This window comes from Falsiruegeria mediterranea M17 (assembly GCF_900302455.1).
In the GTDB taxonomy this organism is placed as follows: Bacteria; Pseudomonadota; Alphaproteobacteria; order Rhodobacterales; family Rhodobacteraceae; genus Falsiruegeria; species Falsiruegeria mediterranea.
Genome location: NZ_ONZG01000013.1, coordinates 107,757 through 120,671 on the forward strand (window position 1 = coordinate 107,757; position 12,915 = coordinate 120,671).

15 protein-coding genes and 1 tRNA gene are annotated in these 12,915 nt (G+C 59.1%); 8 read left to right on the plus strand and 8 right to left on the minus strand.

Going from position 1 to position 12,915, the window contains the following annotated elements:
- Positions 1-240: 240 nt before the first annotated feature.
- A tRNA-His gene (locus tag TRM7615_RS21455) sits at positions 241-317 on the minus strand.
- Positions 318-359: 42 nt separating this feature from the next.
- Positions 360-842, minus strand: a complete 483-nt coding sequence (locus TRM7615_RS21460; RefSeq protein ID WP_108791586.1) for a GNAT family N-acetyltransferase — start codon at positions 840-842, stop codon at positions 360-362.
- Positions 843-923: 81 nt separating this feature from the next.
- Between TRM7615_RS21460 and TRM7615_RS21465 the strand changes: the two genes are divergently transcribed.
- The gene (locus TRM7615_RS21465; protein WP_108791588.1) at positions 924-1,112 is read left to right on the plus strand and encodes a DUF6324 family protein; all 189 of its coding nucleotides are present in this window, start codon (positions 924-926) and stop codon (positions 1,110-1,112) included.
- Here the strand turns inward: TRM7615_RS21465 and TRM7615_RS21470 are convergent.
- Complete coding sequence (locus tag TRM7615_RS21470) at positions 1,104-1,553, minus strand: MmcB family DNA repair protein (protein ID WP_108791590.1); 450 nt, start codon at positions 1,551-1,553, stop codon at positions 1,104-1,106. The two genes, TRM7615_RS21465 and TRM7615_RS21470, sit on opposite strands and share 9 nt — an antisense overlap.
- A 118-nt stretch (positions 1,554-1,671) precedes the next feature.
- Here TRM7615_RS21470 and TRM7615_RS21475 point away from each other — a divergent pair, with 118 nt between their 5' ends.
- Positions 1,672-1,995 carry an ArsR/SmtB family transcription factor gene (locus TRM7615_RS21475; RefSeq protein ID WP_108791592.1) on the plus strand — a complete coding sequence of 108 codons (324 nt, stop codon included), beginning with the start codon at positions 1,672-1,674 and terminating at the stop codon, positions 1,993-1,995.
- Positions 1,988-2,413 carry an SRPBCC family protein gene (locus TRM7615_RS21480; protein WP_108791595.1) on the plus strand — a complete coding sequence of 142 codons (426 nt, stop codon included), beginning with the start codon at positions 1,988-1,990 and terminating at the stop codon, positions 2,411-2,413. Before TRM7615_RS21475 ends, TRM7615_RS21480 begins: the two co-directional genes overlap by 8 nt.
- A gap of 221 nt (positions 2,414-2,634) precedes the next feature.
- Here the strand turns inward: TRM7615_RS21480 and TRM7615_RS21485 are convergent, their stop codons facing one another.
- On the minus strand, positions 2,635-2,940 hold the full coding sequence (locus tag TRM7615_RS21485) for a hypothetical protein (protein WP_108791597.1): 306 nt from the start codon (positions 2,938-2,940) through the stop codon (positions 2,635-2,637).
- 104 nt (positions 2,941-3,044) lie between these two features.
- On the opposite strand from TRM7615_RS21485, the gene TRM7615_RS21490 reads away from it, so the two are divergent.
- Positions 3,045-3,821 (plus strand): helix-turn-helix transcriptional regulator, encoded by a 777-nt coding sequence (locus tag TRM7615_RS21490; RefSeq protein ID WP_108791599.1) that lies wholly within the window; start codon positions 3,045-3,047, stop codon positions 3,819-3,821.
- A 159-nt stretch (positions 3,822-3,980) separates the two neighbouring features.
- Here TRM7615_RS21490 and nusB read toward each other — a convergent pair whose 3' ends face one another.
- The 3 genes from nusB to ribB are packed head-to-tail and all read right to left on the minus strand — an operon-like array spanning position 3,981 to position 6,151.
- Positions 3,981-4,463 (minus strand): transcription antitermination factor NusB, encoded by a 483-nt coding sequence (gene nusB, locus TRM7615_RS21495; protein ID WP_108791601.1) that lies wholly within the window; start codon positions 4,461-4,463, stop codon positions 3,981-3,983.
- Positions 4,460-5,011 (minus strand): 6,7-dimethyl-8-ribityllumazine synthase, encoded by a 552-nt coding sequence (locus tag TRM7615_RS21500; protein WP_108791603.1) that lies wholly within the window; start codon positions 5,009-5,011, stop codon positions 4,460-4,462. Before TRM7615_RS21500 ends, nusB begins: the two co-directional genes overlap by 4 nt.
- A 6-nt stretch (positions 5,012-5,017) precedes the next feature.
- On the minus strand, positions 5,018-6,151 hold the full coding sequence (gene ribB, locus TRM7615_RS21505; RefSeq protein ID WP_108791605.1) for a 3,4-dihydroxy-2-butanone-4-phosphate synthase: 1,134 nt from the start codon (positions 6,149-6,151) through the stop codon (positions 5,018-5,020).
- Positions 6,152-6,294: 143 nt separating this feature from the next.
- Here ribB and TRM7615_RS21510 point away from each other — a divergent pair, with 143 nt between their 5' ends.
- Positions 6,295-7,350: a proline racemase family protein gene (locus TRM7615_RS21510; RefSeq protein WP_108791607.1), complete on the plus strand. Its 1,056-nt coding sequence runs from the start codon at positions 6,295-6,297 to the stop codon at positions 7,348-7,350.
- Between the two features lie 287 nt (positions 7,351-7,637).
- Here TRM7615_RS21510 and TRM7615_RS21515 read toward each other — a convergent pair whose 3' ends face one another.
- Positions 7,638-8,225, minus strand: a complete 588-nt coding sequence (locus TRM7615_RS21515) for a riboflavin synthase (RefSeq protein ID WP_108791609.1) — start codon at positions 8,223-8,225, stop codon at positions 7,638-7,640.
- Positions 8,226-8,387: 162 nt separating this feature from the next.
- Here TRM7615_RS21515 and TRM7615_RS21520 point away from each other — a divergent pair, with 162 nt between their 5' ends.
- From TRM7615_RS21520 to TRM7615_RS21530, 3 genes are all read left to right on the plus strand, one after another.
- Positions 8,388-9,680, plus strand: coding sequence for a capsule polysaccharide biogenesis protein (locus TRM7615_RS21520; protein WP_108791611.1), 1,293 nt, complete (start codon positions 8,388-8,390; stop codon positions 9,678-9,680).
- Between the two features lie 105 nt (positions 9,681-9,785).
- Complete coding sequence (locus TRM7615_RS21525; protein ID WP_108791613.1) at positions 9,786-10,910, plus strand: polysaccharide biosynthesis/export family protein; 1,125 nt, start codon at positions 9,786-9,788, stop codon at positions 10,908-10,910.
- A 4-nt stretch (positions 10,911-10,914) separates the two neighbouring features.
- Positions 10,915-12,915: a capsule polysaccharide biogenesis protein gene (locus TRM7615_RS21530; RefSeq protein WP_108791615.1), complete on the plus strand. Its 2,001-nt coding sequence runs from the start codon at positions 10,915-10,917 to the stop codon at positions 12,913-12,915.

A 12,915-nucleotide genomic window follows, 5' to 3' on the forward strand; every position in this document is an offset into this window, starting at 1 on the left:
GTCGGAAAAAATCATGGATCGCCGCTTGGACATGCACGTGATTGCAATGCACCGACCGCCGTTTCGGGTCTTGGTACTGAGCAGCATATTGGTCATCGGATCGCTTTCATTTGTTGGGACTACAGTCGCATCGTCAACGAATGAAACCAAGCAAAGTTCGTGCGCTATCCCTATGTAAGGAAACAGAAAACGGACGTCGAACTTTGCGTCGAAACGCCTGTTATTGATATATGTGAGGGATGGTACCACCTCCCCGGCTCGAACGGGGGACCTCCTGATCCACAATCAGGCGCTCTAACCTACTGAGCTAAGGCGGCACTGGGGGCGATTTATATAACCCGTCCGGGGATTGCAAGAGGTTAAAGATCAATCCGCCAGCTTTGTTCGACCAAATCTACCCCAAAAGATCGAACCGGTTTGCTGTCCACCAACTGCCACCCGAACTTGGCGTACAAAGCACAAGCTGCGCGGTGGCTTTCGTGGGTCCATAGCACCATTTCAGTATAGCCGGTTTCGCGGGCAAAATCCATGCACGCTTGCAGCAGCCGTTTGCCCAGCCCCTTGCCGCGTGCCTTTGGTGTCAGAAGAAACAGCCGCAGTTTTGCCCCTTCAGCCCCGTTCGAAACGCAAAATATACTGCCAAGCCTCTGCCCGCCTTCTTCTGCAATCCAGCCTCGTTCGCGTGCCGGATCATGCTCGACAACAAAATCCGCAAGGATTTGTGCGACCAGCACACCAAAGCTGTCGTCGAATCCCTCGGCCTCGGCGTAAAGCGTGCCGTGCTGCTCAACCAGCCAATCGACATCGTCCGCTTCGAATCTGCGTAGAACCACCTGTGTCATGTCCCCAGCAAACCCCGGACCCGACTTGATTTTCAAGCCCCTGCGGGATAGCACAGGGCCTCATCGATAAAAGAGGCACCCATGGGTATCAACACCGAACGCAACATCGAAGCCAACATGCAGATCGGCCCCACCGACGCAGGTATGGTGCGCATTTTTATCGAATCGCAGGGTATCGAAGTACCAATGGATTTTGACCCGGAAGAGGCCGAAGAGATCGCCGAAGAGATCCGCGCCGCCGCACAGGCCGCGCGCACCGTTTCAGGGTAACAACTCGGGCGGCAGGCCAGGATCCCGCAATGCCTGTAATCTGCGGGCCGCGTGAGTTGCGAATTTTTGCACCATCACCTTGCGTCGCGCGGGCGCAAGCTTTTGCGCGTCGGGCATGCGGATGATTTCAGCGCCATAGGAATCAGCGATGATCAAACCCGATTCTGCTGGCAAAAGCTCGGTTGGAAAGTCGATATCTACCGCCCAAAAGTAGCGGTCACACCATTCCAGATAACCTTGCCACTTGCTGTCGGACTGAAAATCCGCGCGGCTGGATTTGCACTCGATCACCCAGAGTTCACCCTTGGGGCCAAGGCCCAAAACATCGACCCGCAAGCCGCGGGTTGGCACAAATTCCTCAACAGAAACAAAGTTGTGGCTGCGTAAGTGTCGGGCGACGCCTCGTGCAAGTTTTTGTCCAGGTTGCAGGTCCAAATCCATGGCCGCAATAGTGAACAATCCGTGAACAAATTTCAAGCCTGATTTGAATACCTTGACGTGAAACCAAAAGGTATCGCATTAATGATGCCAAATAGTACTCCTTTTGCGGTGACACGACATGACCCAAAGCCCACACCTCGCCTTTCGCGCCCTGGCCGATCCAACCCGCCGCGAGATTATGCGCCTGCTGACCGAGCAGGACATGACAATTGCCCAGGTTTCAGACCAGTTCGACATGACCCGTGCGGCCGTCAAAAAGCACCTGACCATGCTGTCGGATGGCGGCCTGATCACCACCGAAGTGCGTGGCCGCGAGCGCCTCAACCGGCTGAACCCTGCGGGACTGGCGCCCGTGTTCGACTGGCTCAGCTTCTTTGACCGGTTCTGGGATGCACGACTGAACGATTTGAAAACTGCCATTGAAGGAGAAAGTGATGACTGATGCCGTTCTGAGAAAGTCCATCTATCTGAATGCAAAACGAGAGACTGTCTGGGATTACCTGACACAGCCCGATCGCCTGGCCGAGTGGTTTCACCGACCCGAATGCCCTTTGGAGCAAGGCTCGAAACTTGAGATGTTTGGGACAGAAAGCGGAGACCTCTTGATCTGGGGTACGGTCACGGTGACGCGCGCTCCTGAGTATCTGGAATACTCCTTTACCGTTAAACCCATGGGCGACGCAGTGAGCACGGTGAAATGGACACTGACGCAAGTCGCGGGCGGCACTCAGCTGTCTTTGGAGCATGAAGGGTTGCCGCAAGGCGCCGAGGCGTTCGGCCTTATTCTGGCGCTGGACAAAGGCTGGGACGATCACATTGCCCGGATGCGCGATGCGATCCACGAACTTGTTGCCTCCTGAGCCCTTGTAACGGCCCGCCATGCAGCCTAGTTAGGAGCGTGGCGGGTTCTGCCCTTCTCGTGATATGCAGCATTCCGGTGGCCTTAAGCAATTCCGAGGGAGCTGGCTCTGTCCGGACCGTGGTCCGGTTACCTGGCGCCCACCTGTATATACAGGTCCTCGGGAATCAAAGCACCACGGTTGACTGGTGGTCCCGCCACATTCCCCGAAATCTCAATGTTTCAACGACGAGGTTTGGCCTGTGCCACAACCTTGGCAGGCGTGAATTCAGCCGCGACCGGGGTACCCCCACGGTGATTGTCGTCCTTTTCGGCGAGGTTCATCACGGCGAGGGCAAACTGCACCCCGGCAAAAACGATCCCGTTCATGAACCACAGCATGAAAATCGCCAGCACCGCAACGTCCGATCCGCTGATCAACCCCCAGAGGTTGGCGACGTTCAACCATAGCAAAGCGCCAACAAAAATGGCGGATAGGCCAAAACCAGTACACACATTCGTGATATAGAGGCGGATCAGCTTGGGCATGAGGCATTTTCCTTTTCTCTGGTCGCAATTTAGCGCAGATTTGAGTGAAAGACACTGCGGCCAGTTGTGCATTCAATTCCGCGGCCCAATTGACCGGAGACCGAATGAAGCCCATCAGCGAATTTGCTCTTGAGTTGCTGGACGAGTTGTCCCAGCTGTTTTCTGATCAAGAACGTTGGGATTTTGTCATTTCAAGTCTTCAGAACATGGGCTTCAATGCGATGAACATGGGCTGCTTCTCGCCAACCACAGGCGTCTTGAAATGGTCGCGCAGTTCGATGACGGCTGAATGGCTTGAAGAGTATTCATTGGGAAACTACGCCGACGAAGACCCTCTTCTGGCCCAGGTTACAAACGGCATCGAGTCCATCTACGTCAAAACCGAAGAGCGGGCAGTTTCGGCCAACAGCAACAAGTCCATAGGCCTGTACAACGGCCTCAAGGCGTCAGGCTATATGCATCTGTTCAGCCTGGTGGTCCCCTGCCCCGGAGATGAGGCCAAGATCGTCGTGCTCAGCTCGGACCGTCCTGATGCAGAGCAAATCATGACCGATCAAGCACGCGAAATGCGCATCCTTGCAACGGTGATCGCCACAAACCTTGGCCCCGAGACCAATGAAGATGAAGGCAATGTGGTGGATCTCGGCCCGATCTTGGCCAGCACGCGCCCGCTCAGCAAACGGGAACAACAGGTGCTGGCGTTGTTGAGTGAAGGTCTTCGCAACGACCAGATCAGCGACCTGTTAGGGGTCAAGGAAATCACGGTGCGCACGCATATCAAGTCCGCGCGCGACAAGCTGGGAGCGCCAACACGCGAGGCCGCATTGGTCCGTGCCGTGCAAATGGGACTTATCTCACCTGAACACTATCGGAAACGATAGGTTTTTCTCACGGTCTCACAACGATACTGTTGGTATGCACCTGAGAATCCCGTGAGTGAGTGGTGGGTCCTTGGCGTGTTCTATTTAAGTCCACGGTTCTGGCGCAGGTGCCACGATTCCCAAGCACCTGCGTCAATTTCTTGGATTTCTTCGGAAAAATCAGAACGTTTCCGGCTTGGCCTCGCGCGCCATGTGGTCCAGTACCGCGTTCACAAAATTTGCCTCCCGCCCTGCGGGGAAAAAGGCGCGCGCGATGTCGACAAACTCGACAATCACCACCTTGGGTGGCGTGTCGCCTTGGGTCAATTCGGCCCCTGCGGCCCGAAACAGTCCGCGCAAGGTCGGGTCGATGCGCGCAATCGGCCATTTGGCCACCAATGCCCGGTCGGTCATTTGGTCGATCAGCGCCTGATTGTTCACCGCATCATGAACCAGTTTGCGAAAGAGTGCGCTGTCGCCCTCTTGCATTTCGATGTCTTCGTAGACGGCCCCGAAACGGTGATCCAGAAACTCGACCACGATCTGATCGGTGGTCTGGCCGGATTGCTCCATCTGATAGAGCGCCTGCACGGCATAGAGCCGGGCGGCGGACTTCATTTTGCGTTTCTGGTTGCCCGAAAGGGGCGCGCCTGCGTTTGTCATGCGGTCGTGGATCCGTTGCTATCGCCAGCCAAAAGGATGGACTCAGAGGGCCGCTTGAATCCGACACCCTCTTTTGAAGCGCCCCACTTACGGCGCAGCGCGATAAGATGCAAGGCCGCAGCAGCAGCCCCGCCCCCTTTGTTCTGATCGGCCGGATCGGCGCGAACCTCGGCCTGTGGACGGTTCTCAACGGTCAGGATGCCGTTGCCGATGCATAGCCCTTGCAAACCCAAAAGCTGTATCGCCCGGCTCGAGTCGTTGCAGACGGTGTCATAATGCGTGGTCTCTCCCCGGATGACACAGCCAAGCGCGACGTAGCCATCAAAATTGGCCTGCCGGTCTGCGATGCCGATAGCAGTGGGGATCTCCAGTGCGCCGGGAACCTGGACGACCTCATGGGTGCCGCCAGCGGCCTCGATCTCGGCCACGGCACCGGCGACCATGTTGTCGGCGATATCCTTGTAATAAGGCGAGACGACGATCAGGATCTTGACCGGTTTGTCGAATTCGGCGCGGGGCATGACATAGTGCTGCTCGTGACCAGCCATTGGCGGTTACTCCTTGTCCAACCGGCTGGTGCCGGTGATTTCCAAACCATAAGCATCCAGCCCCACGACGTTCGGCGCGGGTGAATTGGTCATCAACTCCAGCTTGCTCAGACCCAGCGATGACAGGATTTGTGCCCCCAAGCCATACTGGCGCAGCACTTTGGTCGACACCTCTTGCCCGACGCCGCCTTCGGTTTTCACAGCGTGATCCACATCGCGCAGCAAAACCACGACACCGCGCCCCTCTTCGGCAATGCGGTTCATCGCGGTGCCCAACTTGCCAGCGCGTGTGGCCCCACCGATGGCCAGAACATCGCGCATCGCGTTGAGCACATGCATTCGAACCAAAACCGGTTTGTCACCAGAGATATCACCCTTGATCATGGCAATATGTTCGTCTCCATGCGTTTCGTCGCGGTAAATGCGCATTGTCCAGTCGCCGCCAAATTCGCTGTTGACGGTTTCCTCGTCAATGATGCGGACCAGGTTGTCGTTGCGGCGGCGATAGGCGATCAGGTCGCTGATGGTGCCGATCTTGAGCCCGTGCTTCTGCGCAAAGGCCACCAGTTCCGGCAGGCGCGACATGGTGCCGTCTTCGTTCATGATCTCGCAGATCACGCCCGAGGGGTTCAGGCCTGCCAGTCGGCTCACATCCACTGCCGCCTCGGTATGACCAGCGCGGACCAATACGCCACCGTCGCGCGCGCGCAGCGGGAAGACGTGACCGGGTGTGGCGATATCCGTACCGGTCTTGCCAGCATCGATAGCTACAGCCACGGTGCGTGCGCGATCATGGGCCGAAATGCCGGTGCTCACCCCCTCACGCGCCTCGATCGAGATGGTAAAGGCGGTTTCGTGGCGCGACGAGTTGTTGGTCGACATCAGTTCCAGCCCAAGCGAGTCGACGCGCTCTTCGGTCAGGGTCAGACAGATCAATCCGCGTCCATGTTTGGCCATGAAGTTGATCGCCTCGGGCGTCGCCATCTGTGCCGGGATGACCAGATCGCCTTCGTTTTCGCGGTCTTCGTGGTCGATCAGGATGAACATCCGGCCGTTCCGGGCTTCGTTGATGATCTCGTCGATTGGCGAGATCGCATCGCTCCAGGTGGTTTCGACGGGTCCGGGTGTTTCAAAGCTCATTTCACGGCCTTTCGAGGAGAAGTGTTTGACAGGCGAAATACCCCACTCACACGGCAATTGCGAGTCAATAGCCACCCTTCTAGAGTGAACGTAACGCACCGTCGGTGTGTTAGCGTACCAACAAAACAGCACAGAGGTGCGGAATGCAGGTTTCACGCATGATCACGGCCGTCGAGGCCCACGCCGAGGGCGAACCGGGGCGTGTTATAACGGGTGGCATGCCACATATGCCCGGCAACACCGTGTTTGAGAAAATGCAGTGGATGCAGGATCATGCGGATGATATCCGTCTGATGATGCTGCGCGAACCGCGCGGGCATCCGGCGCTCTGCTGCAACGTCCTGGTGCCACCATGTGACCCCCACGCCGATGCCGGGTTCATCATCATGGAGCAAACCGAATACCCGCCCATGTCCGGTTCCAACACGATTTGCGTGGTCACGGTTCTGCTCGAGACTGGAATCCTGCCCATGGTCGAGCCTGTGACCCAGCTGACGCTGGAATCGCCTGCGGGTCTTTTGCAGGTCAAAGCGACCTGCCAGAACGGCAAGGTGACACGGGTCGAATTCCGCAATGTCCCGGCCTTTGCCGTGCATCTGGATGCGAACATCGAAGTGCCGGGCCTGGGCCAGGTCGTTGTCGATGTGGCCTGGGGCGGGATGTTCTTTGTCCTGGCGCAGGCCGATCAGTTCGGGTTGGATCTGGTGCCAGAGAACGGTGCCCGTATCGTGAAACTGTCCGAGGCGCTGCGGGCGGCCTGCGCGGAACAACTGCCTGTCGTCCACCCCGACAACCCGGCCATCATCGGCCCGACAATCACCAACCTCTATGCCGATCCGATTGCACCGGGAACGGATGGGTTGGGCGCGATCACGGTTTCCACCGGGGCGTTCGACCCGGACAGGCCCGAGGCCTTGACCGGTATTCTCGACCGCTCTCCCTGCGGCACCGGCACTTGCGCCAAGATGGCGGTTCTCCACGCCAAGGGGTTGCTTGAGATTGGGCAGGATTATGTGAATGCGGGCCCGATGGGGACGACTTTCACAGGTCGGATTGTCGAAACCACCCAAGTCGGCCCCTACCCGGCAATTGTACCGACCCTGTCGGGACAGGGGTGGATCTATGGCACCGCGAATTGGATCCGAGACCCTTCGGACCCCTTTCCCAACGGCTACACCATCGGCGATATCTGGGGCTGAGCGCTTATGATCCAGACGGGCTCCCGCGCCCGCGCAAACCTGACTGCGTCAGCTCCGCGAACGGCCTTGGGCCGGGCGCCTCGCCTACTGGCTCGGCACGGTCCCGCCTGTGTCAGACGCTATGTGTCAACCGCAGACGCCGATGTTGCTGGAACAGTTAGGGTGCGACCGGGCGCCCGCCGCCGCGCGCAGCGCGGCGGCCCGGCCCAACGGGAGAGGGTTTTTCCGCAAGGAAAAATTGACGACGGGCGGGAGTGCTCCCGTGATCCGCGCAACGTCAAAGACGTTCAAGACATCTCGTTCAGTCGCGCCACATAACGAGCAAGCGTGTCAATCTCTAGGTTGATGCGGTCTCCCACAGCGACGTCGCCCCAGGTCGTCACCTCTTTGGTGTGCGGGATGAAGTTGATGCCGAAATCACAGCCGTTGACCTCATTCACCGTCAGCGACGTCCCGTTCAAAGCAACCGATCCCTTGGGCGCGATGAAGCGCGCCAGCGCCTCGGGGGCTCGCAGTGTCACACGGGTGCTGTCGCCCTCGTCCACCATCGCCACCACCTCGGCCACGCCGTCCACATGACCGGACACAATATGGCCACCCAACTCGTCGCCCACCTTCAAGGCGCGCTCCAGGTTCACCCGTCGGCCCACGGCCCAAACATCCAGGTTGGTCTTGTCCACCGTCTCGGCGCTCACCTGCACGTCGTACCAATCCGGCCCAAGCGCGATGACGGTCAGGCACACACCGTCGCTGGCGATCGAGGCGCCAATGTCGATGCCCTTGGTGTCGTAGCCAGTGCGAATGCGCGCCCGCAGATCGCCCTGCTGTTCCAGTTCGGCTACGGTTCCGACGTCAGTGATGATCCCGGTAAACATTTCATTTGCCTCTGCATGCCTAAATCAGCACCTGACGTAACGGTCTGTTTCCTGCCCGGCAAGCCCCCGCCGCTTGCTCTGACGCAACGCGAGAGCCATAGTTTTGCCCGAAACATCCGCTAAAGGGTAAACAATCGGCCATCCCGGTCAAAAGGACGAAAAATGCCAGCAGCGGCAAAATCTCAGCGCGTGTTCCTGTTTTTGCAGGGTCCCCATGGGCCGTTCTTCAACGCGCTTGGCCGGATGCTGCGTGCCGCCGGGGTCGAGGTTTGGCGCGTGGGGTTCAACGCCGGCGACCGCGCCTTCTGGTTTCATCCGCAAAGCTATATTCCCTATCGCGGTACGCCGGACGAATGGTCTGACACATTCACGCAACTGCTCGATTCCCGTGGTGTGACCGACATCGTGCTTTATGGCGATACACGCCCGATCCACGCCAAGGCGGTCGAGATTGCAAAGGCACGCGGATTGACGGTGCATGTCTTCGAAGAGGGCTACATGCGGCCCTATTGGGTGACCTATGAGCGTGACGGCTCGAACGGCAATTCGCGCCTGATGGACATGTCCATCGCCGAGATGCAGACCGCCCTTGAACTGTCGGACATGGAGGCGCCCCTGCCCCCGTCCCATTGGGGCGACACCCGGCACCATGTGTTCTATGGCGCGCTCTATCATTGGTTCGTGATGTTCCGAAACGGGGATTATCGCAATTTCAAGCCGCACCGCGACCTGACGGTCACCAAGGAATTCCAACTCTACCTGAAACGGTTGCTTCTGATGCCCGCCCATTGGGCCGAGCGCGGGTTGGCCACGTGGCGCGTGCGCAATGGCGGCTTTCCCTATCACTTGGCGCTTTTGCAACTGGAACATGACAGCTCCTTCCAGATGCATTCGCCGTTTTCCACCATGACCGAGTTTCTGACCGAGATGTTCGAGGGCTTTGCCGCAGGCGCGCCGCAGCATCACCACCTGGTGGTCAAGGCGCACCCTCTTGAAGACGGCCGTGTTCCGATCAAGCGCGAGGTCAAGCGCCTGGCCAAGCTCCACGGCCTTGTGGGGCGCGTGCACTATGTGCGCGGCGGCAAGCTGGCGCGTCTGCTCAATGATGCGCGGACTGCAGTCACTGTGAACTCGACCGCCGGGCAGCAAGTGCTCTGGCGCGGAATTCCGCTCAAGGTCTTTGGCCGCGCGGTCTATGCCAAACCCGAATTTGTCTCGGATCAGCCCTTGCGCGACTTTTTTGCCGGTGCCAGTCGCCCGGACAATCGCGCCTACAAGGATTATCGCCGCTACTTGCTGGAAACCAGCCAAGTGCCAGGGGGGTTTTATTCCCTGAAGGGGCGCCGCCAATTGCTGCGCCAGGTGGTGGACATGATGTTATCCGCCGACGATCCATACGACGCGCTCAAGTCTGGGACAGCGGCACCAAGGCAACAGTTGCGTCTCGTGAACTGAAAGACACAAGACCTGGGACTGGATTTTTGCCCCGGATTCCGATAGGTTGTTAAAAAAAACTCAGGCAGAATAACAATAGGTCGAGGAGACCGAGCAGTGAAATCCATGTCCGTCCGTTGGGCGAAGCCCGTTGCCGTGTTGGCCGCGATTGGAATCGTGGCCTCGTGTTCGTTGCCCAAAGTAGGCCCGAACAAACGTGAAATCTTTGCCGGATCGGTGCAAAAAGAAGGCGATGCCTTTATTGTTGCGGTCAACGACCGGGTGACCCGCGCCACCGCCGTTGTACCCGCGCTTGGTTTTTCCAGCGGGTTCCAGAACGCATCGACCCTGACGTCTGACACAATTCGCCCCGGCGACGTATTGGGTCTGACTGTCTGGGAGAACGTTGATGACGGTCTGCTGGCAGGCGAAGCTACAAACTCGACCATCCTTGAAGAAGTTCAGGTCGACAGCGCAGGTTTCATCTTTGTACCTTACGCCGGTCGAATCCGTGCCTCTGGCAACACACCCGAGCAGCTTCGCGAGATGATCACCGCGAAACTGGAAGACCAGACGCCCGACCCCCAGGTGCAGGTGCGCCGTCTGGCGGGTGACGGGTCCACCGTGTCACTGGTCGGCGCCGTTGGTGCGCAGGGCATTTATCCCATCGAGCGTCCGACGCGCACCTTGGGAACGATGTTGGCGCAGGCGGGCGGCGTAACCATCCAGCCCGACATTGCACAAGTCACGGTGATCCGCGGCAATCAGCAAGGGCAAATCTGGTTCCAGGATTTGTTCGACAACCCGCAACTGGACATCGCTTTGCGCGGGGGCGATCGCATTCTGGTTGAAGAAGACACCCGTTCGTTTACGGCACTTGGGGCCACCAACGCCCAAGCACGGGTACCGTTTGAAACCCAGGATCTGTCAGCACTTGAAGCAATCGCGCAGGTCGGCGGCCTGATTTCCATTGCATCCGATCCGACTGGTGTATTCATCTTCCGCAACGAACCGGCCGAGGTCGCCGGCCAAGTGCTTGGCCGCGACGACCTGCAAGGGGCACAGCGCATGGTCTATGTGCTGAACCTGACCCAACCCAACGGGTTGTTCGTCGCCCGCGATTTTGTCATTCGCGACGAGGACACGCTTTACGTGACCGAGGCGCCTTATGCACAGTGGACCAAGACCATCTCGCTCATCTCTGGTGGCCTGACACCACTGGCCAACTTGCAGACGATCGCCGGCAGCTAACCTGATGATTCCAGATCATGTTGAAACAGCCGAGAGCCCCCGCTCTCGGCTGTTTGTATATAACGGGGGCTTTCTTTGGCAAAAGCGACTGAGGCGCATTTTGTCACTCGCGGGCTATGACCTGCGACTAGGCCTTCCCGGCGATGATGATCTGGTTGGTATTTGGGGCGACAGCCCAACGGCGCATCGGGGCCGCGCCATGGCAGCGAAACACGATGCCCCCCTCTTGCGGATCGAAGATGCGTTCCTGCGCTCGCTTCATCCCGGCCGAGGCGGAGAGCCCCCCCTTGGGCTCATGCTCGACCGGTCGGGGTTGCATTTCGATCCGGCCGTGCCCTCTGACCTGGAACAGCTACTTGCCACGCACCCGTTGGATGACACTGCCCTGTTGAATCGCGCGCGCAACGCGATGGCGCGGATGAAGGACAGTCATCTAAGCAAGTATTCCGGCTTTGATCCGGCCACCCCCGTGCCCGATCCCGGTTATGTCCTGGTGGTGGACCAGACCCGCGATGATGCGTCTGTCCGTGCCAGCAACGGCAGCGATGCCCTGTTTCGCGAAATGCTTGTCTTTGCGCAAGAGGAACACCCCGGCGCGCCAGTGGTGATCAAGACCCACCCCGAAACGACTGCCGGATATCGCGCGGGATACTATTCGGATCAGGACGCCTCTGACCGGGTTCATCTTCTACGTGATCCCGTCAGCCCCTGGATGCTGCTCGAAGGGGCGGTCGGGGTCTATACGCTGTCCTCGCAACTGGGGTTCGAGGCGATCATTGCAGGCCACAAACCACGCGTCTTTGGGCAACCGTTTTATGCGGGCTGGGGACTGACAGCCGACGAGTTTCCGGTGCCGCGCCGCCAGCGCAAGTTGACCAAGGCGCAACTGTATGCCGCCGCCATGATCCTGGCCCCCACCTGGTACGATCCCTACCACAATCAACTCTGCGAGCTAGAGGACGTTATGGCCACGCTCGAGGCGCAGGCCCGTGCCTGGCGACAGGATCATCGCGGATGGGTGGCCAGCGGCATGCGCCTGTGGAAGCGCAAGCCCCTGCAAGCTTTCTTTGGGCAGCAGAAAAAGCTGGTGTTTGACGAGGCACCAAGTGATCTGCAGGGGCGCGCGCATATGGTCTGGGCCGGGCGTGCAGACGATCAAAGCAACGCTGTGCGGGTCGAGGACGGGTTCCTGCGCTCTCGCGGGTTGGGCGCCGAACTGGTGCCGCCCTTGTCGCTGGTGACCGATGATCTGGGCATCTACTACGACCCGACACGCCCCAACCGACTCGAGGCATTGATCACGAAACGCGCCACTCTGCGTCCTGATCAGCATCTGCGGGCGGAACGCTTGATCACCAGCCTGACCCAAAGGCGGCTGAGTAAATACAATCTGGGTGGCGCGATCCCCCAGATCCCTGACGGCCACCGCATTCTTGTGCCCGGTCAGGTCGAGGACGACGCCTCGATCCGCAAAGGCGCAGGTCAAGTCAACACCAACCTGGCCCTCGTGCAGCAGGTGCGCGCGGCCAATCCAAACGCCGTGATCATCTACAAACCCCACCCGGACGTTGAGGCCGGTCTACGCACCGGAGATATCGAAGCCCGCGATCTGGCCGATGTAATAGCAACAGAGGCCGATCCGACTGCCCTGCTGGATCAGGTGCACGAGGTTTGGACAATGACCTCGCTTCTGGGGTTCGAGGCATTGTTGCGTGGGGTGACGGTGACAACCCTTGGGGCGCCCTTTTATGCGGGCTGGGGATTGACCCATGACCTGGGCACGGTCCCTGCCCGACGCGCGACCCAGCCGACCCTCTGCGGATTGGTTCATGCCGCATTGATCGACTATCCGCGCTACTTTGATCCCGTCACCGGGCAGCCCTGCCCGGTCGAGGTTGTGGTGGATCGGCTGGCCACCGGCACAGTCCCGCATCCCGGGCTGGCCAACCGGCTTTTGTCAAAACTGCAAGGGGCATTTGCCACCTACGCCCACCTTTGGCGCTGA

Excerpts from the sequence above, each read along its gene's own strand:
- TRM7615_RS21530 (WP_108791615.1), top strand. The coding sequence starts at position 10,915 with ATGATTCCAGATCATGTTGAAACAGCCGAGAGCCCCCGCTCTCGGCTG.
- TRM7615_RS21515 (WP_108791609.1), bottom strand. The coding sequence starts at position 8,225 with ATGTTTACCGGGATCATCACTGACGTCGGAACCGTAGCCGAACTGGAA.
- TRM7615_RS21525 (WP_108791613.1), top strand. The coding sequence starts at position 9,786 with ATGTCCGTCCGTTGGGCGAAGCCCGTTGCCGTGTTGGCCGCGATTGGA.
- TRM7615_RS21465 (WP_108791588.1), top strand. The coding sequence starts at position 924 with ATGGGTATCAACACCGAACGCAACATCGAAGCCAACATGCAGATCGGC.
- TRM7615_RS21520 (WP_108791611.1), top strand. The coding sequence starts at position 8,388 with ATGCCAGCAGCGGCAAAATCTCAGCGCGTGTTCCTGTTTTTGCAGGGT.
- TRM7615_RS21460 (WP_108791586.1), bottom strand. The coding sequence starts at position 842 with ATGACACAGGTGGTTCTACGCAGATTCGAAGCGGACGATGTCGATTGG.
- ribB (WP_108791605.1), bottom strand. The coding sequence starts at position 6,151 with ATGAGCTTTGAAACACCCGGACCCGTCGAAACCACCTGGAGCGATGCG.
- TRM7615_RS21500 (WP_108791603.1), bottom strand. The coding sequence starts at position 5,011 with ATGGCTGGTCACGAGCAGCACTATGTCATGCCCCGCGCCGAATTCGAC.
- TRM7615_RS21470 (WP_108791590.1), bottom strand. The coding sequence starts at position 1,553 with ATGGATTTGGACCTGCAACCTGGACAAAAACTTGCACGAGGCGTCGCC.
- TRM7615_RS21475 (WP_108791592.1), top strand. The coding sequence starts at position 1,672 with ATGACCCAAAGCCCACACCTCGCCTTTCGCGCCCTGGCCGATCCAACC.
- TRM7615_RS21510 (WP_108791607.1), top strand. The coding sequence starts at position 6,295 with ATGCAGGTTTCACGCATGATCACGGCCGTCGAGGCCCACGCCGAGGGC.
- TRM7615_RS21480 (WP_108791595.1), top strand. The coding sequence starts at position 1,988 with ATGACTGATGCCGTTCTGAGAAAGTCCATCTATCTGAATGCAAAACGA.
- TRM7615_RS21485 (WP_108791597.1), bottom strand. The coding sequence starts at position 2,940 with ATGCCCAAGCTGATCCGCCTCTATATCACGAATGTGTGTACTGGTTTT.
- TRM7615_RS21490 (WP_108791599.1), top strand. The coding sequence starts at position 3,045 with ATGAAGCCCATCAGCGAATTTGCTCTTGAGTTGCTGGACGAGTTGTCC.
- nusB (WP_108791601.1), bottom strand. The coding sequence starts at position 4,463 with ATGACAAACGCAGGCGCGCCCCTTTCGGGCAACCAGAAACGCAAAATG.